General features: G+C 58.3%; 21 protein-coding genes and 2 pseudogenes. 14 read left to right on the top strand and 9 right to left on the bottom strand.

What is annotated here, in order from left to right; translation table 11 throughout:
* Positions 1 to 81 precede the first annotated feature (81 nt).
* From ACLHDD_RS19855 to ACLHDD_RS19800, 12 genes and pseudogenes are all read left to right on the top strand, one after another.
* Complete coding sequence (locus ACLHDD_RS19855) at positions 82 to 816, top strand: GntR family transcriptional regulator (protein WP_427105656.1); 735 nt, start codon at positions 82 to 84, stop codon at positions 814 to 816.
* 507 nt (positions 817 to 1,323) lie between these two features.
* Positions 1,324 to 2,322, top strand: a complete 999-nt coding sequence (locus ACLHDD_RS19850; protein ID WP_427105544.1) for an MsnO8 family LLM class oxidoreductase — start codon at positions 1,324 to 1,326, stop codon at positions 2,320 to 2,322.
* 19 nt (positions 2,323 to 2,341) lie between these two features.
* Positions 2,342 to 3,493: an amidohydrolase gene (locus tag ACLHDD_RS19845; RefSeq protein WP_427105543.1), complete on the top strand. Its 1,152-nt coding sequence runs from the start codon at positions 2,342 to 2,344 to the stop codon at positions 3,491 to 3,493.
* Between the two features lie 78 nt (positions 3,494 to 3,571).
* Complete coding sequence (locus ACLHDD_RS19840) at positions 3,572 to 4,885, top strand: LLM class flavin-dependent oxidoreductase (protein WP_427105542.1); 1,314 nt, start codon at positions 3,572 to 3,574, stop codon at positions 4,883 to 4,885.
* Positions 4,886 to 4,896: 11 nt separating this feature from the next.
* Complete coding sequence (locus tag ACLHDD_RS19835) at positions 4,897 to 5,838, top strand: ABC transporter substrate-binding protein (protein ID WP_427105541.1); 942 nt, start codon at positions 4,897 to 4,899, stop codon at positions 5,836 to 5,838.
* A 10-nt stretch (positions 5,839 to 5,848) separates the two neighbouring features.
* Positions 5,849 to 6,367: a GNAT family N-acetyltransferase gene (locus ACLHDD_RS19830; RefSeq protein ID WP_427105540.1), complete on the top strand. Its 519-nt coding sequence runs from the start codon at positions 5,849 to 5,851 to the stop codon at positions 6,365 to 6,367.
* A gap of 9 nt (positions 6,368 to 6,376) precedes the next feature.
* On the top strand, positions 6,377 to 7,300 hold the full coding sequence (locus ACLHDD_RS19825) for an amino acid ABC transporter permease (protein ID WP_427105539.1): 924 nt from the start codon (positions 6,377 to 6,379) through the stop codon (positions 7,298 to 7,300).
* Positions 7,284 to 8,078 (top strand): amino acid ABC transporter ATP-binding protein, encoded by a 795-nt coding sequence (locus ACLHDD_RS19820; protein ID WP_427105538.1) that lies wholly within the window; start codon positions 7,284 to 7,286, stop codon positions 8,076 to 8,078. Before ACLHDD_RS19825 ends, ACLHDD_RS19820 begins: the two co-directional genes overlap by 17 nt.
* A pseudogene (locus tag ACLHDD_RS19815) lies at positions 8,075 to 8,983 on the top strand (ABC transporter substrate-binding protein). Before ACLHDD_RS19820 ends, ACLHDD_RS19815 begins: the two are co-directional and overlap by 4 nt.
* 155 nt (positions 8,984 to 9,138) lie before the next feature.
* The gene (locus ACLHDD_RS19810) at positions 9,139 to 9,699 is read left to right on the top strand and encodes a non-canonical purine NTP pyrophosphatase (RefSeq protein ID WP_427105537.1); all 561 of its coding nucleotides are present in this window, start codon (positions 9,139 to 9,141) and stop codon (positions 9,697 to 9,699) included.
* Positions 9,696 to 10,490, top strand: a complete 795-nt coding sequence (locus tag ACLHDD_RS19805; RefSeq protein ID WP_111138400.1) for an SIR2 family protein — start codon at positions 9,696 to 9,698, stop codon at positions 10,488 to 10,490. Before ACLHDD_RS19810 ends, ACLHDD_RS19805 begins: the two co-directional genes overlap by 4 nt.
* Positions 10,491 to 10,631: 141 nt before the next feature.
* On the top strand, positions 10,632 to 10,973 hold the full coding sequence (locus ACLHDD_RS19800; protein ID WP_427105536.1) for a YebG family protein: 342 nt from the start codon (positions 10,632 to 10,634) through the stop codon (positions 10,971 to 10,973).
* 56 nt (positions 10,974 to 11,029) lie between these two features.
* Here ACLHDD_RS19800 and ACLHDD_RS19795 read toward each other — a convergent pair whose 3' ends face one another.
* Positions 11,030 to 12,163 (bottom strand): Fic family protein, encoded by a 1,134-nt coding sequence (locus ACLHDD_RS19795; RefSeq protein WP_427105535.1) that lies wholly within the window; start codon positions 12,161 to 12,163, stop codon positions 11,030 to 11,032.
* A 515-nt stretch (positions 12,164 to 12,678) separates the two neighbouring features.
* Here ACLHDD_RS19795 and ACLHDD_RS19790 point away from each other — a divergent pair.
* On the top strand, positions 12,679 to 14,619 hold the full coding sequence (locus ACLHDD_RS19790) for a methyl-accepting chemotaxis protein (RefSeq protein ID WP_427105534.1): 1,941 nt from the start codon (positions 12,679 to 12,681) through the stop codon (positions 14,617 to 14,619).
* 155 nt (positions 14,620 to 14,774) lie between these two features.
* Here the strand turns inward: ACLHDD_RS19790 and ACLHDD_RS19785 are convergent, their stop codons facing one another.
* Genes ACLHDD_RS19785 through ACLHDD_RS19765 form a run of 5 tightly spaced genes read right to left on the bottom strand, consistent with a single transcriptional unit; the run spans position 14,775 to position 19,804 of the window.
* Positions 14,775 to 15,857, bottom strand: coding sequence for an ABC transporter ATP-binding protein (locus tag ACLHDD_RS19785; RefSeq protein ID WP_427105533.1), 1,083 nt, complete (start codon positions 15,855 to 15,857; stop codon positions 14,775 to 14,777).
* Between the two features lie 2 nt (positions 15,858 to 15,859).
* Positions 15,860 to 16,807: a carbohydrate kinase family protein gene (locus tag ACLHDD_RS19780; RefSeq protein WP_427105532.1), complete on the bottom strand. Its 948-nt coding sequence runs from the start codon at positions 16,805 to 16,807 to the stop codon at positions 15,860 to 15,862.
* A 2-nt stretch (positions 16,808 to 16,809) separates the two neighbouring features.
* Positions 16,810 to 17,649, bottom strand: a complete 840-nt coding sequence (locus tag ACLHDD_RS19775; protein WP_427105531.1) for a carbohydrate ABC transporter permease — start codon at positions 17,647 to 17,649, stop codon at positions 16,810 to 16,812.
* Positions 17,639 to 18,547, bottom strand: coding sequence for a carbohydrate ABC transporter permease (locus ACLHDD_RS19770; protein WP_427105530.1), 909 nt, complete (start codon positions 18,545 to 18,547; stop codon positions 17,639 to 17,641). Before ACLHDD_RS19770 ends, ACLHDD_RS19775 begins: the two co-directional genes overlap by 11 nt.
* A 9-nt stretch (positions 18,548 to 18,556) precedes the next feature.
* A complete protein-coding gene (locus ACLHDD_RS19765) occupies positions 18,557 to 19,804 on the bottom strand; it encodes an extracellular solute-binding protein (RefSeq protein ID WP_427105529.1) in 1,248 nt (415 codons plus the stop codon).
* A 295-nt stretch (positions 19,805 to 20,099) separates the two neighbouring features.
* Here ACLHDD_RS19765 and ACLHDD_RS19760 point away from each other — a divergent pair, with 295 nt between their 5' ends.
* Positions 20,100 to 21,269, top strand: coding sequence for an ROK family transcriptional regulator (locus tag ACLHDD_RS19760; RefSeq protein WP_427105528.1), 1,170 nt, complete (start codon positions 20,100 to 20,102; stop codon positions 21,267 to 21,269).
* 41 nt (positions 21,270 to 21,310) lie between these two features.
* Here the strand turns inward: ACLHDD_RS19760 and ACLHDD_RS19755 are convergent.
* From ACLHDD_RS19755 to ACLHDD_RS19745, 3 genes and pseudogenes are all read right to left on the bottom strand, one after another.
* Positions 21,311 to 22,584, bottom strand: a pseudogene (locus ACLHDD_RS19755) (Glu/Leu/Phe/Val family dehydrogenase).
* Positions 22,585 to 23,048: 464 nt separating this feature from the next.
* A complete protein-coding gene (locus tag ACLHDD_RS19750; RefSeq protein WP_427105527.1) occupies positions 23,049 to 23,438 on the bottom strand; it encodes a DUF1090 domain-containing protein in 390 nt (129 codons plus the stop codon).
* 117 nt (positions 23,439 to 23,555) lie between these two features.
* The gene (locus ACLHDD_RS19745) at positions 23,556 to 24,326 is read right to left on the bottom strand and encodes a transcriptional regulator (protein WP_427105526.1); all 771 of its coding nucleotides are present in this window, start codon (positions 24,324 to 24,326) and stop codon (positions 23,556 to 23,558) included.
* Between the last annotated feature and the right edge of the window lie 28 nt (positions 24,327 to 24,354).

The following is a 24,354-nucleotide window of genomic DNA, read 5'->3' as shown; positions in this document are numbered from 1 at the left end:
TACTCCTCTGGCAATGTCAGGCAGAACTGTAATGACACGGATAAGTGACGCCGCAGGTTCACTCGCATGGGAAGAAAATCGATGGTTGATGGGATAACTGAAAAGCAAAAAGAGGTGGTGGATTACATCCTCAATAAAATTAAACAGGACGGCCTTCAGCCTGGAGAAAAGCTGGATACCGAAATTTCAATCGCAAAAAACATTGGCATTACCCGCGCAACGGTCCGCGAGGCGACGCGCATTCTGGTAGAACAGCAGCGGATATACCGGGTCAAAGGCTCGGGGATCTTTGTCGGTTCGATGGAGATGAGTAGTCAGGCGCACCGTTTTCATGTGCTCTCGCCGTTCGACTTTCAGGCACAACGGAAAGGGCATAAAGGCGTCAGGAAAATTATTTCGGTCAGCATTGTCAAAGTTCCCTCGGCGGAAATGGCCCAGGCATTGCGGATTAAAAACAGCGACCAGATCTATAAGATCCATCGCCTGATGTGTTTTGATGATATTCCGGTGGCGCTCGAACAGATCCACCTGCCGGTTTCCCTCTTCAATAGCATGGAATTCAGCAAGCTGGAGATCTCGAAATATGCCTATATTGAAGAGGTTACCGGGAAAAAGGTTCAGCTCAGAGATCAGCACCTTACGGCCATTAATCTCATGCACGGTGAATCTCTGACGCTGCTGAATTTAACTCCCGGGGATGCGGTCATTCAGATTAATGAAACCGTCTATCTCAACGACGGAGTGCCCTGTGAGGTAAATATTGCAATTATCAACACGCGCTATTTTCCGTTAAAACAGAATTCTCAGCGGCCTTAATTTCTGCCGTTTCCTCTTCGCGGCTGGCTATATCATCCTGGCCACTCATCAAACAGAAAAGCAAACAGAAAAGCAAACAGAAAAACAGAAATGGCATGCGGGATAGAATTACCAAAAGCCACAGTCCGTTATTTCCACCGAAGCAAATTGCACCGGTTTTAATTCGCTGAGCATCTAAGCCTTTCTCTGTTTCCTGCTATTCGAGACAGCGCTGCCGCGCGCTCGTCCGCGTTATCCCCCTGTACCGGTATCGGCCCCGATACATAAGACGTTTTTCTGCAAAACTTTGCCAGCCTGTCGATTTTAACCCCGTCATGCTGCGAAAACAGGCGGTACAGGGGCGTGAATATCGCCTGAAAATGGCTTTCCATGCTCATTTCTGCGCCTGCGCCTGCCTGACTTTGTCATTATAAAAAATTCAGGTAAGCATAAAACAATATGATGTTTTACCAATAATTAGCGTCACCTCACACTGGTCAGCAACAGGAATGAATAAGGACCAGATAAATGGCATATCGATTGAGTCTGTTAGACAAAGCGCCCGTGTCGCAGGGAGAGTCAGCCACCGCAGCGTTACAGCGCACGCTGCAGCTGGCGCAACGGGCAGAGGAGTGGGGCTATCATCGCTTTTGGCTGGCAGAGCATCACAACACCGCCCAACTCGCCAGTCCTTCACCCGAGGTTTTGATCGCGTGGATCATTGCGCAGACCCGTCATATCCGTGTCGGTTCGGGCGGCGTGATGTTGCAGCATTACAGCCCCTACAAAGTGGCGGAAAACTTCAATCTGCTCGCGTCACTGGCGCCGGGACGCATTGATATCGGCGTGGGTAAGGCGCCGGGCGGCCTGCCGCTCTCCACCCATGCGCTGCAGCAGGGTATCGATGCCGCGAAAAAAGGATCCTTTGCCGAGCAGCTTCAGCGGCTGGATAGCTGGCTGTCGCCCGCCCGGAAACAGCCTGACGAAGAGGGGTTGGCCGCGACGCCACTGCCTTCCTGCCCGGCCAACCGTTTTCTGCTGGGGGCCAGTGAAGAGAGCGCCAGACTGGCGGCCTCGCTGGGCTGGCAGTTTGTCTTCGCCGCCCACCTGAACGGCGATCGCCAGCTGCTTGAGCATGCGCTGAATACCTATTCCCGCCTGAGCCAGGGCCAGCGTGCGCTGGTCGCCGTGCAGGTGGTGGTCGCCGACTCCCCGGTTCAGGCTGACCTGCTGGTCAGCTCACTGCGTCACTACCATGTGTCGGTGAAAGAGGGACCTTCTGTCAACGTCGCCAGCCTGGAGCAGGCGGAACGCTATGTGCGGCAGGGCGGATATCGCGATTATCAGATCGAGCCGCGCACGCCGTCACTGCTGCGGGGCACCGCAGCTCAGGTTCATGCGCAATTAGACGCGTTGCATCATAACTTTGACATTGACGAGTTTGTCATCGACACGCCGATTACGGAACCGGCAGCCCGGCTGCGATCACTGGAACTGCTGGCGACGCGTCATCTGGTTGCGGCCTGAATCTCAGCGGAGAGACATCATGAGTGCGGAATCACAACTGATTGAATGGCGGCGTGAACTGCATACCTGGCCGGAGCTGTCGGGTCAGGAGTTCGCGACCACCGCCCGGCTGCGAAGCTGGCTGCAGGCGGCGGGTATCCGTCTGGCTGACTATCCGCTGGAGACGGGGGTGGTGGCGGAAATTGGTCACGGAGAAACCGTGGTCGCGCTGCGCGCCGACATCGATGCGTTACCCATCCATGAGGCGAGCGGCGTGCGTTTTCACTCCCGTCATCCCGGCGTAATGCACGCCTGCGGTCACGATCTGCACAGCGCGGTGATGCTGGGTGCGGCGCTGCAGCTCCATGCGCAGGCCGATCAGCTGCCTGGCCGGGTGCGTATCCTGTTTCAGCCTGCTGAGGAGATTGCCCGTGGCGCACGCCAGTTTATCGACGCTGGCGTGCTGGATGAGGTTCAGGCGATCTTCGGGATGCACAACGAACCGTCACTGCCGGTCGGCACCTTTGCGACCCGCAGCGGCGCGTTTTACGCCAACACCGACAAATTCATTATTCGCGTTACCGGTAAAGGCGCTCATGCCGCCTGTCCTGAGCAGGGCGTTGACAGCATCGTCACAGCCAGCCAGATCATTCAGGCGCTGCAGGGGCTGACCAGCCGTAGTTTCAGCGCCCTGGACAGCCTGGTGCTGAGCATCACCCGCATCGACGGCGGTAAAAGCTGGAATGTCCTGCCGGGTCGTGTGGAGTTTGGCGGAACAGCCCGCACCCACGATTCTGCGCTGCGCGCCGGGCTGGAGCAGCGGGTACGCACCCTGATTGAACACGTCGCCGCCGCCCATGGCGCACAGGCGACCCTGAGCTGGCACCCCGGCCCGCCGGTGTTGATCAACGATGCACACTGGGCAGACTTCAGCAGTGACGTCGCACGACAGGCTGGTTATCGCGTAGAGACGGCCGGCCTGCATCTGCTGGGTGAGGATTTCGCCTTCTATCTGCAACAGGTGCCGGGGGCCTTTGTCAGCCTCGGCAGCGCCAGCGAGGCGGGTCTGCACCACGCCAGCTTCACCCCGGACGAGGCGCTGATTGCGCCCGCTGCCGACTATTTCGCCCGACTGGCCCGTCAGGCGCTGGAGCATCTCTCGGCGCGATGTCGGGCCCCGCTTCTGAACTGATTCTATTTGCCGCCCTGATAACACGACGGTTCTGATCCCCCGTCGCGGGCACCGCTACGACTAAAAAGAGAGCACACCATGACCACAAGACAACTCCGGCTGGGCACGATGCTGCACGGCGCGTCGGGAAACATGTCCGCCTGGCGCCATCCGGCGGCGCAGGCCGATGCCAGCATCAGCCTGGACTACGCGAAAAAAATCGCCCGCAAGGCGGAACAGGGCCGACTCGACTTTCTGTTTGTCGCGGACGGCTTATTCATTAACGAGAAGTCGATCCCGCACTTTCTCAATCGCTTCGAACCGCTGACGCTCCTGTCAGCGCTGGCGGGCGTGACCGAACATCTGGGGCTGGTCGGCACCGTCTCCACCTCCTACAGCGAGCCGTTTACCATTGCGCGTCAGTTTGCCAGCCTCGATCATCTCAGCGGCGGCCGGGCGGGCTGGAACGTGGTGACGTCGCCTCTGGAGGGATCAGCGAAAAACTTTTCGCGCCAGCAACATCCTCAGCACGCGCTGCGCTACCGCATCGCCGATGAATATCTGCAGGTGGTGAAAGGCCTGTGGGACTCCTGGGAAAGCGACGCCTTTGTGCGTGACAAGGCCAGCGGGCAGTTCTTCGACCCGGCAAAACTGCACACGCTCGATCATCATGGCGACTTCTTCCAGGTGCAGGGCCCGCTGAACATCGCGCGCACGCCGCAGGGCCGTCCGATTATCTTCCAGGCGGGCGCGTCTGAAGATGGCAAAAAACTGGCCGCGCGCCATGCGGATGCCATCTTTACCCATCAGCCCACCCGCGAAGAAGCGCAGGCGTTCTATCAGGATGTAAAACAGCAGCTGGTCGCCAATGGCCGTCAGCCAGAAGATCTGCATATCTTCCAGGGGGTGAGCGTGATCGTTGGCGATGACGACGAGGATGTGGAGCGCCAGTATCAGACCACGGCGGCGCTGGTATCCATCCGCGATGCCCTGAACTATCTTGGACGCTTCTTCGACCATCACGACTTTTCACAATATCCGCTCGACGCGCCGTTCCCCGATATCGGCGACATCGGCCAGAACAGTTTCCGCAGCACCACCGATGAGATCAAACGCAAGGCCAGAGAGCAGGGCCATACCCTGCGCAAGGCCGCGCTGGAAGCCGCTACCCCGCGCCCGCTGTTTCACGGCACGCCGGACGCGGTAGCCGATGGCCTGCAACTCTGGTTTGAAACGCACGCCACTGATGGATTCATTATCAATGGCGGCACGCCTGACACCTTTGAACGCTTTGTTGACCGCGTGGTGCCGATTCTGCAGGCGCGCGGCCTGACGCGCCGCGACTATCCGGGCACGACCCTGCGCGACAGCTTCGCCCTGAAACAACCCGTTAATCAGTTCACCTCACAATAAGAGCACACGCCATGCAAACACCCCTGCGTCTCCTCGCCCTGCTTATTCTGGCCGCCAGCAGCAACAGTCTGGCGGAAAGCACCAGCGTCGCCTATAACGGTCAGCGCATCAGCCTTGAGGCAAATAAAGCCGCGATTAACACCGCGAAAAATCCGCAGGCGATCGCGCAACTGCCCGCCGGGCATCATTTTGTGGTGCCAGGCGCCTTTACCGTAGCGGTTGCCGCGCTGAACTCTCCGCCGCTGACGGTGTTCTCTGATGACAATAAAACCCTGCTCGGCAGTGAAGTGGACATCGCCCGCCTCGTGGCTGACAGCCTTGGCCTGAAACTCAACGTCGTGCCGACGTCATGGGAAGGCTGGCCGCTGGGCGTGGCCTCAGGCAAGTATGACGCGGCGATCTCCAATATCACCGTGACCCGCGAGCGCAAAGAGAAGTTTGACTTTGCCACCTATCGCAAGGATTCGCTGGGCTTTTATGTCAAAAGCAGCAGCCCGATTCAGTCAGTGACCAAAGCGGAGGATATAGCCGGGCTGCGGATCATCGTGGGGTCCGGCACCAATCAGGAGGCGATTCTGCTGGCGTGGGACAAGGAGAACCAGGCCAGAGGACTTAAAGCCTTTACGCCGATCTACGCCAAAGATGACGCCGCCCAGACTCTGGCCCTGCAGGCGGGACGGGCCGATGCCTTCTTCGGCCCTAACGTGATTGGTGCCTGGAAAGCGGCGCTGACTGGCAAAACCCGCCTGGTGGGCAGCGTGGATGGTGGCTGGCCAAAGGCGGCGCACATTGCCGTCACGGTGAAGAAAGGCAGCGGTCTGGCGGAACCGATCAGCACAGCCCTGAATGGGGTGATCGGCAATGGTGACTACCAGAAGGTGCTGAATCGCTGGGGCGAGGGCGTCGAGCGTATCGACCGTTCTGAAATCAATCCTGCCGGACTGGGCGACTGAGGAGCTGACGATGAGTGAATCCACGTTTCGTGAAGTCTCCCCGGAGGCACCGGAGCTGCAACCGATACTCAGCGGTCTGTTTGGTGAATATTCGGCGCGTTACGGCGACTTCTTCTCCCGCCGCAACGAGCTGGAACTGGAGCTGACCGAATGGTATCTGCCACCACAGGGGCTGTTTATCGTGCTGGAGCGTGACGGCGAGATCATCGCGATGGGCGCGTATAAACCCTATGACACCCGGACCGCAGAGCTGAAGCGCATCTGGACGCGCAGCGATCTGCGGCGACAGGGGCTGGCTCTGGTGGTGCTGCAGGAGCTGGAGCGGCGCGCCTTGCAGGCCGGTTATCAGCGGCTGTTTCTTACCACCGGCTTCCGCCAGCCTGAGGCGGTACGGCTTTACACCGGGCATGGCTATCAGCCGCAGTGCGATCTCAGCGGGGATCTGGAGCGTTATGGTCAGCCGCCGCACGACGGACGACTGCGTTTTATTAAAGTCATCGGCGTCCATGACGTCGCCAGGGCAAGTTAAGGAGTGACGATGAGCCAACATCAATTAAAGGTCGTGCCAGCCCGTTATCCGGCCCGAACCGCAGGCGCTGTCGTGGCGCTGTTTATCCTGGCGGGCGTGGTCCAGTCCGTGGCGTTTAACCCGCGCTGGGAATGGGGCGTGTTTGCCCGCTGGTTCTTCGATCCGGTGATCCTGCATGGCTTAGGGCAGACGCTGCTGCTGACGCTTTCTGGCACGCTGTTAAGCCTGTTCTTTGGCGGCCTGCTGGCGCTGGCCCGGCTCTCTTCATCATGGCTGCTTAGCACGCTGGCGTGGGGCTATATCTGGCTCTTCCGCTCGCTGCCGCTGATTGTCGTGCTGATTATTCTTTATAACTTCTCCTATCTCTACGACACGTTGTCGATAGGCATTCCCTTTACCGGCCTGTCGTGGGGTGCGTTTCAGACTATCGATGTATTGGGTCAGTTTCCGGCGGCGGTGATCGGGCTGACGCTGGTGCAGGCGGCCTACAGCGCGGAGATTATTCGTGGTGGCATTCTGGGCGTCGATCACGGCCAGGTGGAAGCGGCCTCTGCGCTGGGGCTCTCCGCCTCGCGCCGGACCTTCCGTATTATCCTGCCGCAGGCGCTGCGCGCCATTATTCCGACGGCATTTAACGAAATCATCAGTCTGGCGAAAGGCACCTCGGTGGTTTACGTGCTGGCGATGCCGGAGCTGTTCTACACCATCCAGATGATCTACAACCGCAATCAGGAGGTGATCCCGCTCCTGATGGTCGGTGCCGCCTGGTATCTGATTATCACCACGGTGCTCTCCGTGATTCAGTACAACGCTGAACGCTGGATGGCCCGCAGCGTCACCCGTGAATCGCAGCCGTCGCGCTGGCGTCAGTGGCGTAACCGCGCCGAACCGCTTCATTCGACTGAGGAGATCAGCCATGTCCGAAGCCATTGATTACCGCACCTCACACACCACCGGGGCCATCAGCATCACCGGTGTCACGAAACGTTTTGGCAGGCACAAAGCGCTGGATGCTGTTTCGCTGTCGCTGGAACCGGGATCGGTCACGGTGATCCTCGGGCCGTCCGGTTCCGGTAAATCCACACTGCTGCGCACCATTAATCATCTCGAACGGGTCGATGAGGGGTTTATTCAGATTGATGGCGACTATATTGGCTATCAGCAGCGCGGCGACAGGCTGTATGAGCTGAAGGAGAAAGCGATTCTGCGGCAGCGCATCAATGTGGGCTATGTGTTTCAGAACTTCAACCTGTTCCCTCACCTCAGCGTGCTGGACAATCTGATCGAAGCGCCGATCGCGCACCGGCAGTTAACGAAAGCGCAGGCGATAGCACGGGCCGGGGAACTGCTCGACATTGTGGGGCTGCGGCATAAAGCCGATGCCTGGCCGCGCCATCTTTCGGGCGGTCAGCAGCAGCGCATCGCAATTGCGCGGGCGCTGATGCTCAGGCCGCGCGTCATGCTTTTCGATGAACCGACCTCGGCGCTCGACCCGGAGCTGGTGGGCGAAGTGCTCGACGTGATTAAGAAACTGGCGCGCTCCGGCACGACGCTGGTGATCGTCACCCACGAGATCGGCTTTGCCCGTGAAGTGGCAGACAACGTGGTGTTTATGGTGGATGGCCGGATTGTGGAGCAGGGCAGCAGCACTCAGGTGCTCAGTCATCCGCGTCACGAACGCACCCGCCGTTTTCTGGCGCGCGTGTTATGAGGGCGTCGACGTTAACACCCGTCGCAGTGGCGCTGCTGCTGCCCGCCCTGGCCGCGCAGGCGGCCCGGACGCTGGATGTGCTGCAGAATGAAACGCCGATTCACGCCCCGGCCAGCCCGCAGGCCATCGCGAAAATCCCGGCGGACTATCACTTTGTCGAGCCCGGCACGCTGACGGTGGCGACCTCCGCCACCAACTCGCCGCCGCTGTCGCTACTGGCCTCTGACAATGTGACGCGGATTGGCAGCGATCCTGACATCGCCAGGCTACTGGCCGACAGTCTGGGCCTGAAGCTCAGGCTGGTGCCCGCCTCCTGGGAGGACTGGCCGCTGGGGATCACCGCCGGACGCTATGATGTCGCGATGTTCAATATTGCCGTCACGGAAGAGCGCAAGCAGAAGTTCGATTTCGCGACCTACCGGGCGGATAACCACGCCTTTGCGGTGAAAAGTGACAGCCGGATTAGCCGGATCAATCAGCCTGCGGATATTGCCGGCAAGCGGATTATCGTCTCGTCGGGCACCAATCAGGAGCGCATCTTACTGAGCTGGGATGCGCAGAACCAGGCCAGAGGGCTGCCCGCCGTGAGGCCAATCTACCTGACTGATGACGCCTCCGCCACGCTGGCGCTGCTGTCGGGACAGGCCGATGCCCAGTTCGGGCCGCACTCAATGGCGGCCTAGAAGGTAGCGTCGCGCGGTCAGACAAAGCTGGTTGGCAGCGGGCCTTTTCGCGCCTGGGTGGCGGTGACTACCCGTAAGGGCAACGGTCTGGCACCTGCGCTGCAGGCAGCGCTGGATAACGCCATCGCGGGCGGGCAGTATCAGCAGGTTCTGGCGCGCTGGGGTGAACAAGATGAAGCCATCTCTCAATCAGCCCTCAATCCTCCCGGCATCGTTTACTGAACCGACAGAACCGGCAGAGAAGCCTGCCGGTTCTGTCTCAGGTCAGTGGATGACCCCGGAATTGAACTACACTCTCCAGCGTTAGTGATTTATCCTGCCCGCCTGAACCCATAAAAACCCTCACGGCGTGCCGGAGTAATTGACCTGGAAGCCCCATGAAAATCAGATTCCTTTCTGCCAATGAGCAAAAACTGGCGGAGGTGCGCAAAATTCTCGAACCTGTCGGGGTCGAAGTGTTGCCCATCGCCCGTCGTATCGAAGAGATTCAGACCGAGAACGAGCTGGACCTGGTGCGCGACAAACTCACCAAAGCCTTCTCCCTGATAGGGCGACCGCTGTTTGTCGAACATACCGGCCTTTATCTGGATGGCCTGAACGGCCTGCCCGCCGGACTGACCCGCATTTTCTGGAACCGTCTGGACGCCGATCGCTTTACCGCGCTGGTGCAGGGGCTCGACAGCCAGGCCGTGACCGCCAAGACGGTGCTCGGCTACTGCGATGGTCGCAAAATGTATCAGTTTTCGGGCGAACTGCGCGGCACCATCGCCGCAGAACCTGCTGGCACGCGCGGCTTTCAGTGGGACTGCGTGTTTGTCCCCGAAGGCTATGACCAGACCTTTGCAGAAATGGGTGAACTTAAAAATGAGATCTCAATGCGCCGTATCGCGCTGGATCGCTTTGCCACCTTTTTAAAAACCTCGCGGAGCGTGGCATGAAACCTGAACTTAAGCGTGCTTATGACTCCGGCAAACTGATCCTGTTCGCCGGGGCGGGTATCTCGCGCAATTTCGGCCTGCCGGAGTGGCATGAACTGATTGCGCATCTTGCCAACGAGCTGGGTTACGACCCGAAAATCTTTAACACCTACGGAACCCACCTGTCGCTGGCGGAGTATTACAAACAGAAAAAAGGCTCGCTCGGCCCGCTGCGTAGCTGGATGGATCGTGAATGGCATCGTCCGGATATCGATGTCCGGTCTTCGGAAATTCACACCATGATCACCCAGGGAAATTTCTCCCGTATCTACACGACGAATTATGACCGCTGGCTGGAAGCAGCGCACGACGCCAACGGTGTGCCTTACTACAAAGTAGCCAATGCGGCCGACCTGGTCTCTCTCACCGAGGATAAACGCCACATCATCAAGCTGCACGGTGACTTTGACGATGACACCTCCATCGTGCTCGATGAGAGCAGCTATTTTGAACGCCTTTATTTCGACTCGCCGCTCGACATCAAACTGACGCACGATGTCATGGGCAATTCGGTACTCTTTGTCGGCTACAGCATCAGCGATTTCAATATCCGCCTGCTGTTCTACCGCCTGACCAAAATGTGGGGACGTACCGGGCTGGCGACCGCGCGGCCCAAATCCTACCTGTTCACCAACCGGAACAACCCGGTGGCGAAAGAGGTGCTGGGGCAGTGGGGGATCGAGGTGATCGTCTCCGAAGAGGACGATCCGCGCAAAGCGCTGGCGATGTTTCTTGAGGAGCTGCTGGTGTAGTGAGCACTGGCACAAGAAAAATAAAAAACCTGTGCGTGGACAAGGTTAGCCTGCGCACAACCCGTAAACGCTATTCTCTGCTGGCAATGCATTACCGGCATGATATACTGTATGTATACACAGTACCTGAGGGCGAAAAAGATGGCTGTTGAAACAAAATTTGTAGTAGTCAGAAAGGGTGAAGAGAAGATGACGTTTGCCAATAAGAAAGAGGCCGATGCCTACGACAAAATGCTCGATATGGCCGAAGCCTTCACCGACTGGCTGTTACAGCAGCAGCCTGATATGGGCGAATCTCAGGCAGAAACGCTGGGCCTGCTGATGGCCGATCAGAAAGATGCTGTTCAGCATATCCTGCGCACCAGCAAACTGCCGACAGTGGCGGCCAGCGCATCGAAGTCTGGCGCCGTTTCCGATCAGGATGCCAGCGAGCAGGCAGACGAGCCCGCGACAAAGAAAGTGCGCGCCGTTAAAGCCGCCTGATCGCCACAACGCCGGAAGCCACCCTTCCGGCGTTGTCGTTTCTGGCCTGCGCGGCCTCAGACCGCCTTGTTTTCCGCGTGGCTGACCTGGTAACGGGTGCTCCTGCCGCCGCCTTCCAGTTTGTAAAGACAGCCTTTTTCCACCAGTTCGGCCAGATGTCGCGTCGCGGTTGCCTTACTTACTTTCGCGACTTTCTGATACTGACTGGCGCTGATGCCCAGCTCGAAACCCTGCTCCCCGCCATCCAGCAACCGGTTCATCACCTTTACCTGTTCAGGGCTTAAACCGGTTCCCTGATGCCGCAGCCAGAAACGTGCCTTTTTCTGCGTGCGTTCGATAACCTGCATCGCCTGCTGCAGGCTCTCATCCAGAATATCCAGAAACCACACCAGCCAGGGTGTGATGTCGAGGTCGCCTTTTTGCGTCTGTTCAAGAATTCGGTAATAGCCGGTTCGCTGCGCCAGGATAGCGGAAGACATGGCATAAAGGCGAATGCTCTGACTGTCCGCCTGCGCCAGCGCCAGATCGGTTAATGCACGGGTGATACGACCATTGCCATCATCAAACGGGTGCAGAGTGACAAACCACAAGTGGCTGATGGCGGCGCGCAGCAGCGGGTCCAGCATCACATTCTGCTGGCTGCTGTTGAACCAGTCGATAAACTGCGCCAGCTGGGGCTCCAGTCCGTGACGCGGCGGCGCTTCAAAATGAACCGTGGGCCTGTCAAGGCGTCCTGAAATAACCTGCATTGGCTCGCTGCCGCGCAGTGTGCCGACGCTCAGGCGCTGCACCGTCCACTCATCCGCCGGAAAAAGCCAGTGATGCCATTGATAAAGACGTTCCAGCGTCAGCGGCTGGCTGCGGTTATTAATTGCATCCAGCATCATGGCGGCCAGCCCTTCTGAGCGATCGGACACCGGATAAGGCTGTGCTTCCGACACACCGAGCCGGCGTGCCAGTGACGAACGTACTGACTGCACATTGACCCGCTCCTCCTCGATTGCGGAGGAGGAGAGGATATTGCTGAGCAGGGTATCCAGTGTCTGTGTTTCGCCGTCGGTCTGCAGGCTGGCACGCCCCAGCAGCAGGCCGCGCTGCTGCTGAAGATGGCGCAGGCGCGGTAACAGCACCGCATCCTGCCAGTAAAAATGGGGCCAGTCCGGTTGCTGCCAGATCCAGGTAACGCTCATAAGCGGCTCACGATCAGGGTGGATGAGCCGAATAAGCACCATTATTCGGCTCATGAAATGAGGTGATAATAGCGAATAAAAGGCTCACTGGCCAACCTGCTGGTCCGGAAGACAAGAAAAAGGGCCCGCAGGCCCTGTTTAATTAGCGGGAGAACTGCATAAAGGTGTCTGAATAGTAGTGAACGATCCAGGCGACATAGGCTAACCAGACGATCATTCCAATTGCCAAAGGTTTACTCATCATTGAACGCTCCTCGGTGACAAAGCTGCAACAGCGATGGCGATAAACTGACAGTAATACCAGGCGGCAGTATTGTTGCAGATCAAAAAAAGCCCGTTCACCATCAAAGCTGTAATCCCTTTCAGATCAATTTCCCCATATCACCTGGGCTGAAACCTTTCACGCTGTCCGAAAACCGTCGTTAAAGTTCAAAAAAACGCCGCCGATAGAGGATAAAGGGAGCACCACATTCACAGGGAGGGCAGGAAACAGGTAAATTTTCGGGGGAACCACGATGGCCAGTCAGGTAACACATAAAAAAAAGATGAGCACCCGCACACAGATGCTGGTCATGGGCGGGCTGACAATTATGCTGGGATTCAGCGTCACCATCGGCGTCCTGAGCTGGCAGTCCGCCGGTGAACAGAAATTGCTGGCAGAGAAGTATCTGCAGCAGATTGCCCAGAGTCGCGCCCTGCAGGTTCAGCAGGAGCTGAGCCATGCGCGGGATGTGGCGAACCACCTCGGACAAAGCGTCATTGCCTTACCCCATGCCGGGATCGGCGATCGTAAAGTAGTCGATAAGGTGATGGAGTATGCGCTGCGCGCCAACCCTGATTATCTGTCAATGTCCGTAACCTTTGAACAAAACGCCTTTGATGGCCGCGATGCGGAGTTTGCAAAACTGCCCGGTCAGGCACCTGAAGGCCGCTATGCCTGGTTCGTGGACCGCGATACTGCCGGTAACTATGTGATGCATCCGCTCGACGCCTTTCTGACGCCCGGCGACGGGGATTACTACCTGGTACCGCATAAAGCCGGAAAAGATACGCTAATCGAACCCTACAGCTACGCCTACAATGGCGTACCCACCCTGCTGACCTCTGTTGCCGCCGTGATTTTCGAGCAGGGCACTCTTAAGGCAATCGTTACTGCCGATATCTCGCTGGCCTCCCTGCAGCAGAAAGTGAACCAGATTAAACCCTGGCAGGGCACCGGTTATGCTCTGTTGCTCTCGAATGGCGGCAAGGTGGTCTCCTCCCCGGTGAAAGAAGAAGCCGGAAAAGCGTGGAAAGGCGAGAAAGACAATTTTACCCCGAAGGTCGTCGAACATTTCGACCCGGTGCTGGGTGAAAAGGCCCTGATGACCTGGCAGCCGATAGTGATCGGCAACAGCGATAAACCCTGGTATCTCGGCGTGGTGGCACCGGTCAGTCAGGTCATGGCCGCAGCTAACCGCCAGCTGATGTGGGCGGTGTTGCTGATGGTGGTCAGTATCCTGCTGGTCGGCACCGTACTTGGCATGCTTTTCAGCCGTAAGGTGTTAAGGCCGATTGGCGGTGAGCCCATCGAGGCAGCGAACATTGCGCTGGCCGTGGCTGACGGCCGACTGGACAACACCATCAGCGTGAAGAAGGGCGATAGTCACAGCCTCTTCTTCGCCCTGCAAACGATGCAGAATCAGCTGCGCGAGATCGTCGGTCAGATTAAAGATGCCAGCGAATCGGTGCGGCAGGGCGCGGGCGAAATCGCCAGCGGCAACCTTAATCTGGCCTCGCGCACCGAAGAACAGGCCGCTGCGCTGGAGCAGACCGCTGCCAGCATGGAGCAGATCAGCGCCACCATCCGGCTGAATGCCGACAACGCGAAACAGGCGACCAGCCTGACCGAAAATGCCACCCACATCGCCAGCCGCGGAGCCTCGCTGGTGGGCGAGGTGGTGCAGACCATGGCGCAGATCGACGACAGTTCGAAAAAAATCGGCGACATTACCACTATGATCAATAGCATCGCCTTCCAGACCAATATTCTGGCGCTGAACGCGGCGGTGGAAGCGGCGCGGGCAGGCGAGCAGGGGCGCGGCTTTGCGGTTGTTGCCTCAGAGGTGCGTAACCTGGCGCAGCGCAGTGCGAACGCGGTGAAAGAGATCGGGGCTCTGATCGAGGAGTCGAGCGTCCGGGTCGAGAGTGGCGTCCGGCTGGTTAACGATGCCGGTCAGACCATGCAGGCGATGATGCAGGCCGTCAGTTCGGTGCAGGGGATCATCGGCGAGATGGTGACGGCCTCCGATGAACAGGCACGGGGCATCAGCCAGATCACCATTGCCGTCAATGAGATGGATGGCACCACCCAGCAGAACGCCGCGCTGGTGCAGCAGATGTCGGCCGCCGCCAGCTCGCTGGAAGATCAGGCTCAGCAGCTGGCGCAGTCGGTCGAGCAGTTCCACCTGGCGTAAATCCTGAGTGTCGCCGCATCCGGTAAGTGCGGCGGCTCAGGCGGTCCGCGTGCGCTGCAGGACGCAAACGCCCCTGTGACGCGCGATTTAACCCCGGCGCAGGCGCGTCACGTTAAGCAGGCCAGCCGCCTGCATCCGCGGCTGACCGCCGTGGATCACTGCTCTGTCAGCCGCATACCGCTGCTGGCGTCAAACAGGTGCATCTTCTCCGGGTTAACGGTCACCGGGAGCGTGCCAGCCGGCACCGCATCGCTGCGCCCGCTGAGCTGCAGATGAAGCGCAAAGCCCTGCCAGTTGAGATGTAACAGCGTCGATTCGCCCGTGATCTCGACGATGCTGACCGTGGCAGGCTGTCCGCTGACATCAATGATTAGATCGTGCGGGCGTACGCCCAGCGTGACCGGTTGATCAGCCTGTCGCTGTGCGGCGTCATGCCAGCGCCGCGGCAACGGCAGCCACTGTTCGCCACAGCGCAGTCCCGGTAGGCCGTCCCGCCTCTCAAAGCGTGCCGCCAGCAGATTCATCGACGGTGAGCCGATGAACCGCGCGACAAAGGTGTTAACCGGGCGATCATAGATCGCCAGCGGCGCACCCTGCTGCACAATCACCCCCTCTTTCATCACCACGATCTGATCCGCCAGCGTCATCGCCTCAATCTGGTCGTGCGTGACATACACCATTGTGGTTTTGAAACGCTGATGCAGCGATTTAATCTCGGCACGCAGCTCCATCCTCAGCTGCGCATCCAGGTTCGAGAGCGGCTCATCAAACAGAAAGACCTGCGGATTTCGCACCATCGCCCGGCCCATCGCCACGCGCTGCCGTTGTCCACCCGACAGTGCGCGGGGATAGCGCTGCAACAGCTGATCGATGCCCAGAATCGCCGCGATACGGGCGATTTTGCTTTTCTGCTCTTCACGCTTCACCTTCTTCACCTGCATGTGAAAGGCCAGATTTTCGGCCACGGTAAGATGCGGATAGAGCGCATAGCTCTGAAACACCATGGCGATATCGCGATCTGCCGGATCAAGGTCGTTTATGCGCTTTTGGTCCAGCATGATGGCCCCGTCAGAGACGGTATCCAGCCCGGCCAGCAGCCGCAGCAGGGTCGATTTACCGCAGCCAGATGGGCCTACCAGCACGGTGAAACTGCCGTCAGGAATGGTTAAATCCAGCGGATGCAGCACACTCTGTTTACCGTAGCGCTTCGCCACCTGTACAAGTTCAACACGGGCCATAATCAGCGCGCCTCATTAGAAAGTTGGAGTTGTTGCCAGCTGGGATAGCGGCGGGGAGAGCTGCTTATCGCCTGGGACGCCACATCAATGCCCCAGCGCAGCGCAGTATGGGAGGGCTGACCATAGAGCAGTGCGGCGAGAAAGCCGGCATTGAAACTGTCACCGGCACCGATGGTATCGACCACCGTCACCGGCTGTGCGGCAGCGTACTGCACCGAGGCGGCCGACCAGAGTCGGGCGCCCTCAGCACCGCACTTGATCACGCAGCCGCCACGACCGCTGAGCCGCGCGGCCAGCGAGGCACCGCTTTCGTCCAGCTGCGCGGCGCCCGTCAACCCCAGCACTTCCACCTCATTCAGCAGCAACCAGTCACACGCCGCCAGCCACTCACCGACATACAAACGCGTTTCATTGCTCCAGCCCGCAGGCGGCCAGCCGGTATCCACGGCCACACAGAAGCCGCGCTGCTGCAGCGTCGCCAGCAGCGTCGGGTAGTGCTGATAGAGTTCAAGACAGAGAAAGGTGCCGCACAGCAGCACGATGTCGCCCGGCACCGCCTGCGCGGGCAGCTGTGCCAGGACATCCTCTGCGGTCAGCACGGTAATATGACCATAATTGCTGAGGAAGGATCGCTCGTTATCGGGATGGGTCACCCCGACCGTCAGCGAGGTTTCGCAGGGGTAGCGCGGCCAGTGTGCAGCGCTGTGGGGAAAGTGGCTGGCAAGCCAGTGACTGAACCCGTCGTCGCCCTGATTCGCGATAGCCCGGTGGGGCACCTGCATCGCCTCCAGCGCCAGCGCGCAGTTTCCGGCGGAGCCGCCGGGGCGTAACTCGCTGTGCTGCAGCATCACTTCCGTGCCGCGCTGCGGCCACTCGGCGAGTGTACTCATGATTAAATCGACATTGATATTGCCCACCACATAGAGGGTGGATGCGGTAGTCCCGATCATGGTTATCCCTTACTTCCGCCGCTGGTGAGACCGCTGACCAGCGTCTTTTGCAGCCAGATGGCGATGAACAGTGGTGGCACCGACGCCAGAATACCGATCGCCGCAATCAGCCCATCATCCGTCGCGCGTCCGGCCGTGAAACCGGCGATGGCGACCGGCAGGGTCTGTGCCGAAATATTGCTGGTAAAGAGCAGCGCGTAGAAAAACTCATCCCACGCCAGCAGCCAGCCAAACAGCGCCGCTGCGCCCAGAACCGGTTTAGCCAGCGGCAGTGTGATGCGCAGCAGCACCTGCCAGAAGCGCAGGCCATCCAGACGCGCAGCCTGTTCAATATCGCGCGGCAGCGAGTCAAACTGGTTTTTCAGCATCCAGGTCAGAAACGGCAGGATCAGCGAGCAGTAGACCATCACCAGTCCAGGGCGGGTATTGAGCAACCCGAGCTGCTGCAGCAGAAAGTAGAGCGGCAGCACAAAGGCTACGGGAGGCACCATATAGATCGCCAGCGCGCCGGACAGCCAGGCCTCGCGGCCGCTGTAACGTGAAAAGCTGAACGCCGCCGGTATCGCCAGCAGCAGCGATATCGCCGTGGCGACGGTGGCGACCAGCAGACTGTTTCCCAGCGCATGCAGGAAAATCGTGCCCGGCTGGTTCGGGGCCAGCGAAATCAGCCCGCGATAACGGCTGAAATCCCACTGACGCGGCAGCCACTCAAGGGGTACACGCGACAAATCGCTGGCCGAACTGACGCTCATCAGAAACAGCCAGCCCATCGGCGCCAGAATGGATATCGCTACCACCAGCGCGGCCCCGTAACGCAACACCTGGCGCAGTTTAGTTTTCATAGGCGGAACTCCGGCGGCGCTGATGCCATAACATCAGCAGATAGATCGTAATCAGCAGGGCGCACATCAGAGTCATCAGTATCGCGTAGGCGGCACCGCTGCCAGCGCGAAGGTAGCTGAACGACTCCTGATAGACGAAAAAACTCAGGGTTTTAGTGCTGTCGACCGGCCCGCCGCGCGTCATCACATAGATGATGTCGAAAATCTTAAAAGCATCGATAGTGCGCAACACCAGCGCAACGCCCAGCGGTGCAACGATCGCCGGGAAGGTAATCGCCCGGAAACGACGCCAGGCGGATGCGCCATCCAGCCTGGCGGCTTCAAACAGATCGTCGGGAATCGACTGCAGGGCTGCCAGCACCAGCAGGGTAACCAGAGGGTAGTTTTTCCAGATATCCGCGAACATCACCGCATTCAGGGCGGCATCCGGCGATCCCAGCCAGCTGCGATAGCCGTCGAGGATGCCGAGCTGCGTAAGCAGGGCATTGATGCTGCCGTAATCAGGGTTAAAGTTGAGCCGCCACATCATCGCGTTAACAATGGTCGGCAGTGCCCAGGGCAGGATCACCAGCACCCGCAGGACATTGCGCCCGACAAATTTCTGATTAAGCAGCAGCGCCACCAGTACGCCGATGACGCCTTCGAACGAGACGGAAACCACCGTGAAATAGAGCGTACGCCAAATCGACGCCCGGAAATCAGCATCGCCGAGCGCGTAGAGGTAATTTTCCAGCCCCACCCAGACCGGTGCCTCACCGCTGCCAATCAGGGCAGCATCAGTAAAGCTCAGCCAGATGGTGCGCAGCAGGGGCCAGGCGGTGAGCAGCAACATCACCAGCAGCATGGGTGCCAGCAGCACCCATGCCTGACGCTGTTCGCGTTGACGCAGACTCAGCATCATCACTCCTTAACGCAGCCGGGCGGCGCTTTTATCCACGGTTGCCATCGCATCCTGGGCCGGGATTTTGCCCAGTAACACCTGCTGCAACTGCTGCTGAAGCTGGTTCGAAAGACGGGAATAATCGGCGGTTTCCGGACGTGACAGCATCACGTTCAGCGATTTGTCCGCTGCCGCGATCAGGCTCTCCTGACCTTTTTTCACTGCCTCATCCTGATAAGAGGATTTCCAGATCGGCAGGCTCAGCTTCGCGTACTGGTTCTGCACGGGCTGAGAGGTCATATACTGGATATACTGCCAGGCCTGATTGGGATGGGTGCTGCCTTTGGCGATCCCAAGGCCCATCGATCCATTTACTGCCCCGACGTTACCCGGTGCGTCACCCGGCGCAGGCATAATTCCCACATCGCCCGCGACTTTGCTCTGCTTCGGATCGTTCGCCATGTTGTACATGTAAGTCCAGTTCAGCGCGAACGCCGCATCACCGTTAGAAAAAGACTTGCGGACATCCTCCTCCAGGTATTCGCGCGAAGCCGGATTGCTCAGACCTTCGTCGAGCGAGCTTTTCATCAGATTCAGTGCTTTCAGTGAGGCCGGGCTGGAGAAATCAAGCTTGCCGTTCTGGTAGAACTGTCCGCCAAAGCCGGACACCAGGGTGGTGTAGTCGCACACCAGTGCCTCAGCCTGCGACCAGCTCCAGACCAGCGGCCAGGTGACGATCTGTTTCTGCTTGATGATTTTCGCGTCATCCAGAACCTGCTGCCAGGTCTGCGGCGGGGTAGTAATGCCTGCTTTGGCCAGCATGGCCTTGTTGTAATAGAGGTATTTGGTGTCCAGAATCCACGGCATGCCCAGGGTCTTGCCTTTGTAAACCACCGTGTTCATCGCACCCGGGAAGACCTTTTCTTTCTCCTCAGGTGTAATGCGGGCGCTGACATCCTGCAGCAGGTCGAAACGGGCAAATTCTGCGGGCCAGATGGCGTCAAACAGCACCACATCGTAGCCGTTCCCCCCTGCGCCGCGCGCCGCCACAATTTTGTCATGCAGCGCTTCATAGGGCACGAACTCAAGGTTAACGCGGATATCGGGATGCTGCTGCTGGAAACTCTGCGTCATCGCGCGGATATCATTTTCGCTATAAGCTGCCTGGGTCATAAACAGGGCATTGATCTGGCTGGCCGCCGCCGCACTGCCTGCGCTTAACATCAGTAAGGCAGCAAAACCGGCTTTCAGTTGGGGGATGTAATGCTGTGACATGGTCTTCTCCACTATGCAGCAACAGGCTGTCGGTTAATTAAATCAATTTGATTGATTTAATCAGGGGCGTAAACGGGGCCACTTTGTCAAATGGCCTGACAGATATAAGCAAACGGCGTGCCACTCATCTCGCGATTAATGAACAACTCCGTAACAACGCTGAAACACAGACTGCGCTTTTATGGCAAAATTGCCTATCGCAATACGCCAGAATTGCGTACAGCATCAAAGATATTGTTTGCCCGACCGCCTCCGGCACCCAATACTGTCAGGCCCCGCTGTAATGGAAAACAACATGAAAACCTCGGGTACCAACCTTGAACATGCGCGGGCGCACAACCGGCGCGTGGTAATCGAAGCCATTCGCCTGCACGGGGAACTGACCCGTGCCGAACTGGCCCGCATGACCTCGCTGACGCCGCAGACCGTGTCTAACATCGTGGCCGAACTGGAGCAGGCCGGACTGCTGACCAGCCGCCAGCCACGCCGCAGCGGGCGTGGCCAGCCCTCCATTCCGGTTACGCTCAATCCCACCAGTGCCTGGTCTATCGGCATTCATCTCGATCATCAGACGCTGCTGCTGGTGCTGGTTGACCTCAGCGGTGAAGTCCGTTTTCGCCGCCTTGTGATGGTGCAGAAGCCCCAGCCGGCTGCCACCCTGGCGTGCATTGCTGGCGTGCTGGCGGAGATGCGCCTTTTCCTGGGCGCGCAGTGGCAGAAGGTGCTGGGAATCGGTGTGGTAATGCCGGGTCCGTTTGGGGTAGAGGGCATCTCCTCGGTCGGGCCGACCACGCTGAATGGCTGGGAACAGGTCGATATCGAGGCGGAGCTGACCGCCATCAGTGGTCTGCCGGTCACGCTGGAAAACGATGCCACAGTCGCCGCCATCGGCGAACGCTTCCACGGCTGCGCCCGCCATCTTAATTCCTTTATCTATCTCTATATCGGCACCGGTCTGGGGGCTGGCATCTTCACCGACGGTCATATTTACACCGGTCACGCCCATAATGCGGGAGAAATCGGCCATATCGTGGTAGCGCCGGGTGGCCGGGCCTGTTACTGCGGCAATCACGGGTGTCTGGAGCGCTATGTCTCACTGCAGGCTGCCTATGAGTTCTGCGGCCTCGATCCGATGCGGGCGCTGCCCGAGGATCTGCTGCAGATCGACCCTGTGCGTTTCACCGCCTGGATTGAGAGCGTGGCCACGCCACTGCGCCAGGCCATAAATATTCTGGAGTCGGTGTTTGATGCTGAAGCGGTGATTATTGGCGGCATGATGCCTGCGCCGTTACTGGAACAGATGGTCGAGCGGCTGCCGCCTCTCTATCAGTCGGTACGTGGGCGTTATCTTCTGGATATGCGACTGAAGCGGGGCATGACCGGCAGCGACACGGCAGCGCTGGGTGCGGCTGCCTTGCCGATTTTCGATGAGTTTAACCCGCAGTTTCAGGTGCTGATGAAGTAGGCGGTATAGCGGCGCTGTTGCTGGCAACAGCGCCGGCAGGATTAACCCGGGAAGATGCCGCGATCTTTACGCGCCATCAGAATGCGCTCGCAGGCCACAATGTAGGCTGCAGTGCGCAGTGAGCACGCTTTCTCCTTCGACTTCTCCCAGACGTGTACCATTGCTTCCGTCATGATTTTATCGGAGCGGCGGTTGATCTCCTCTTCGCTCCAGAAGAAGCTGGCCATATCCTGCACCCATTCGAAGTAACTGACGGTAACACCGCCGGCATTACAGACCACGTCCGGCACCACGATAATACCGCGCGTGGCCAGCATATCATCTGCATCCGGATAGGTCGGGCCGTTAGCCCCTTCCAGTATCAGTTTGCAACTCAGGATCTCTGCACGTTCGCGGGTAATCTGGCCTTCCAGCGCGGCCGGGATCAGGATATCCATTTCCGTGGTCCAGAACGCCTCTTTCTCAATGCTTTGTGCGCCCGGGAAACCGGCAATCTGTTTGTGAGCAATCTGCCATTCGGTCAGCGCCGACATATCGATGCCGTCGGCATTGAACAGCGTGGCGGTATGGTCCTGAATAACCACCACACGCGCACCCGCGTCATCGAACAGACGGGCCGCTTCGCTGCCAACGTTACCGAAGCCCTGAACAGCTACGCGTGCGCCTTCAATCTCAATGCCTGCGCGACGCGCCACTTCGCGTCCGGTAATAAACACGCCACGGCCTGTCGCTTTTTCACGACCCAGTGAGCCGCCCAGATGAATCGGTTTGCCGGTAACGACGCCTGTTACGGTGGTGCCGAGGTTCATGGAATAGGTGTCCATCATCCACGCCATCACTTTGCTGTTGGTGCCCACGTCCGGTGCCGGAATATCTTTCTGCGGCCCGATAATGATGCCAATTTCGCTGGTATAACGGCGGGTCAGACGCTCAAGCTCACTTTCAGAGAGTTTGAAAGGATCGACACGGATGCCGCCTTTAGCGCCGCCGTAGGGCAGATTGACCGCCGCACATTTGATGGTCATCCATGCAGAGAGCGCCATCACTTCATTAAGATCCACATCCGGATGAAAGCGGATCCCCCTTTACCCGGTCCGCGCGAAAGGTTGTGCTGAACGCGATAGCCTTCAAAATGACGAATCGAGCCATCATCCATCTGCAGAGGGATATCAACAATCAACGCGCGTTTTGGATGACGCAAAGTATCTATCCAACGTGAAAGATCGCCCAGGTAGGGCGCCACCCGGTCAATTTGCTGCAGGTAGGTGGACCAGGCAGATGTGCTGCTTTCAGACGCATAAGATAACTTATCCATAAAAAACCTTTCTTAATGAAGTTATTTATTGTGTGGAGCCGTGGATGGTAAGCGCATTGTAGGGCGCGGACATAATCTAACATTCCTGAAACAAATAAGATGTGGCATCGCACAGGAAGACGGAGCGCAACGCCCCTTTTTGGGGCAGGGCAAGTGAATAGATTGATGAATAAGCCCCCTCAGTTGCGAATAATGATGCGCCAGGAGTGCGTATTTGCTGCATAGAGAGGAAAATAACGCTATCTTTCAATTCTTTGAAGGCGTTCAAAAAGTGAAATAATTGAGGGCGGCCATATTGACTTTATTGCACCAATTAAGTGCATGAAAATAAGTAATCAACGCATTACATAATGTAATGGAACAGTAAGGTTTTGCGCAGGCGAATCAGTGAGTTAAAACGAGGCGGGCAAAACGTACCCGGTGAGCAAAGTACGCAGGCCAGCCCGGCGGACTGGCCCGACGTGTTACTGCCGCAGAGCCTGTTCGGCTTCGTCAAGTTCCTGGCGTGCTTCGGCCAGTTTATCTTCCCGCTTCTGAATTTTGCTGGGGCTGCGTCCTTCCGCTTTGGCTTTCGTCAGCGCCTGCTCACGCTCCTGAACCTTGCGCTTTTTCTCCGCCACCTTTTCCTGACGCTGCTTCAGCAGGCCGCTTTCAGTACAGTGTTGCTCCACTTCACGCAACGCTTTCTCAAGGCCAGCGGCCTGCTGGCTGTTGTTATGCTGGCGGGCAAAGGAGAGTTGCGTCTCAATCTCCTGCTTTTTAGCGGCACAGCCGGTCAGGTCTGAAGCCGCGTGCGCAGCGGTGAAAGAGAGAGGGAGCAGGAAGAAACCAGAAACTATCAATGTTTTTTTCATCAGTGTCTCGTCAATGAGTCAGGGTTGAGCGACCAGTATACGGCGCCACCTTAAGAGAGTCTTAACAGAAAAAAATATACGCTGGCGCAGAGAGAGCAGGGCGAGAGCTGCCTGCGGTCAGGCAGCGCTGGATGCCGAAGGGTGGGAAAAAAGCAGATTACGGTCGGGACCGGAAAGCATGACCGGATGCCCTGCATAAGATTCCTGGTCGAAATAGTCCTGCATCGCCTGATTAATTCCGGCACCACACCACATAATATGGTGCTCATGATACCGGGTCTTTTGGGCGGGCTTACCGCTTGCGTGGGAGTCAACCACCACGTTGAAGCCCATTGCCGTCAGACGAATCGCTTCCAGCCAGATCTCCGTATTATCCATCACGCTTACCGCTTCCAGAAACAGCGGAACCGAGGAAACATCACGTGCGGCGGCACGCATCACCCGATCAGCCTGTTGCTGAACGGTCTGCTCAAAGCGATTAAGGCGTCGGGCTGCGCCCTGACGACGATCAGCATGAAGCCAGGCGCTGAGTGGTCGCAGCAGATTGATAATGAAGTCATCGCCGCTGTAGTTGCTGGACATGGTGCGCATCTGACGGGTCAGCGACAGCGGCGTGCCAAATTCCAGCTGCCAGAGCATGTCACCCTTGCGCGCCGCCCAGCCTTGTGTCTTCACAGCCGTTACCGCCTGCTGACTTTGCCAGATTTCCTCCAGCGTGGCACCCGTTGCCGTTAAGCTCATCAGAACATAAATTTCGCTGAGTTGAGCATCACTCCAGCTTTCCGGAGCTGGCTGGGCCGTCAGCAGCCCCTGCCTCATCCAGCGTTTGAGATTCGCAGGATGCGCACCGGTTAATGCACAAATCGTATCAGTCGTATGTAATTGCATATCGAACCCTCTGTTGAGGGAGTGGCCG

It is taken from the genome of Pantoea sp. NSTU24 (genome assembly GCF_050157905.1).
GTDB lineage: Bacteria > Pseudomonadota > Gammaproteobacteria > Enterobacterales > Enterobacteriaceae > Pantoea.
This window is presented reverse-complemented; position numbering and strand designations above follow the sequence as displayed.

Coding starts and splice junctions, on each gene's coding strand:
- ACLHDD_RS19855 (WP_427105656.1), top strand. CDS start 82: ATGGTTGATGGGATAACTGAAAAGCAAAAAGAGGTGGTGGATTACATC.
- ACLHDD_RS19850 (WP_427105544.1), top strand. CDS start 1,324: ATGGCATATCGATTGAGTCTGTTAGACAAAGCGCCCGTGTCGCAGGGA.
- ACLHDD_RS19845 (WP_427105543.1), top strand. CDS start 2,342: ATGAGTGCGGAATCACAACTGATTGAATGGCGGCGTGAACTGCATACC.
- ACLHDD_RS19840 (WP_427105542.1), top strand. CDS start 3,572: ATGACCACAAGACAACTCCGGCTGGGCACGATGCTGCACGGCGCGTCG.
- ACLHDD_RS19835 (WP_427105541.1), top strand. CDS start 4,897: ATGCAAACACCCCTGCGTCTCCTCGCCCTGCTTATTCTGGCCGCCAGC.
- ACLHDD_RS19830 (WP_427105540.1), top strand. CDS start 5,849: ATGAGTGAATCCACGTTTCGTGAAGTCTCCCCGGAGGCACCGGAGCTG.
- ACLHDD_RS19825 (WP_427105539.1), top strand. CDS start 6,377: ATGAGCCAACATCAATTAAAGGTCGTGCCAGCCCGTTATCCGGCCCGA.
- ACLHDD_RS19820 (WP_427105538.1), top strand. CDS start 7,284: ATGTCCGAAGCCATTGATTACCGCACCTCACACACCACCGGGGCCATC.
- ACLHDD_RS19810 (WP_427105537.1), top strand. CDS start 9,139: ATGAAAATCAGATTCCTTTCTGCCAATGAGCAAAAACTGGCGGAGGTG.
- ACLHDD_RS19805 (WP_111138400.1), top strand. CDS start 9,696: ATGAAACCTGAACTTAAGCGTGCTTATGACTCCGGCAAACTGATCCTG.
- ACLHDD_RS19800 (WP_427105536.1), top strand. CDS start 10,632: ATGGCTGTTGAAACAAAATTTGTAGTAGTCAGAAAGGGTGAAGAGAAG.
- ACLHDD_RS19795 (WP_427105535.1), bottom strand. CDS start 12,163: ATGAGCGTTACCTGGATCTGGCAGCAACCGGACTGGCCCCATTTTTAC.
- ACLHDD_RS19790 (WP_427105534.1), top strand. CDS start 12,679: ATGGCCAGTCAGGTAACACATAAAAAAAAGATGAGCACCCGCACACAG.
- ACLHDD_RS19785 (WP_427105533.1), bottom strand. CDS start 15,857: ATGGCCCGTGTTGAACTTGTACAGGTGGCGAAGCGCTACGGTAAACAG.
- ACLHDD_RS19780 (WP_427105532.1), bottom strand. CDS start 16,807: ATGATCGGGACTACCGCATCCACCCTCTATGTGGTGGGCAATATCAAT.
- ACLHDD_RS19775 (WP_427105531.1), bottom strand. CDS start 17,649: ATGAAAACTAAACTGCGCCAGGTGTTGCGTTACGGGGCCGCGCTGGTG.
- ACLHDD_RS19770 (WP_427105530.1), bottom strand. CDS start 18,547: ATGCTGAGTCTGCGTCAACGCGAACAGCGTCAGGCATGGGTGCTGCTG.
- ACLHDD_RS19765 (WP_427105529.1), bottom strand. CDS start 19,804: ATGTCACAGCATTACATCCCCCAACTGAAAGCCGGTTTTGCTGCCTTA.
- ACLHDD_RS19760 (WP_427105528.1), top strand. CDS start 20,100: ATGAAAACCTCGGGTACCAACCTTGAACATGCGCGGGCGCACAACCGG.
- ACLHDD_RS19750 (WP_427105527.1), bottom strand. CDS start 23,438: ATGAAAAAAACATTGATAGTTTCTGGTTTCTTCCTGCTCCCTCTCTCT.
- ACLHDD_RS19745 (WP_427105526.1), bottom strand. CDS start 24,326: ATGCAATTACATACGACTGATACGATTTGTGCATTAACCGGTGCGCAT.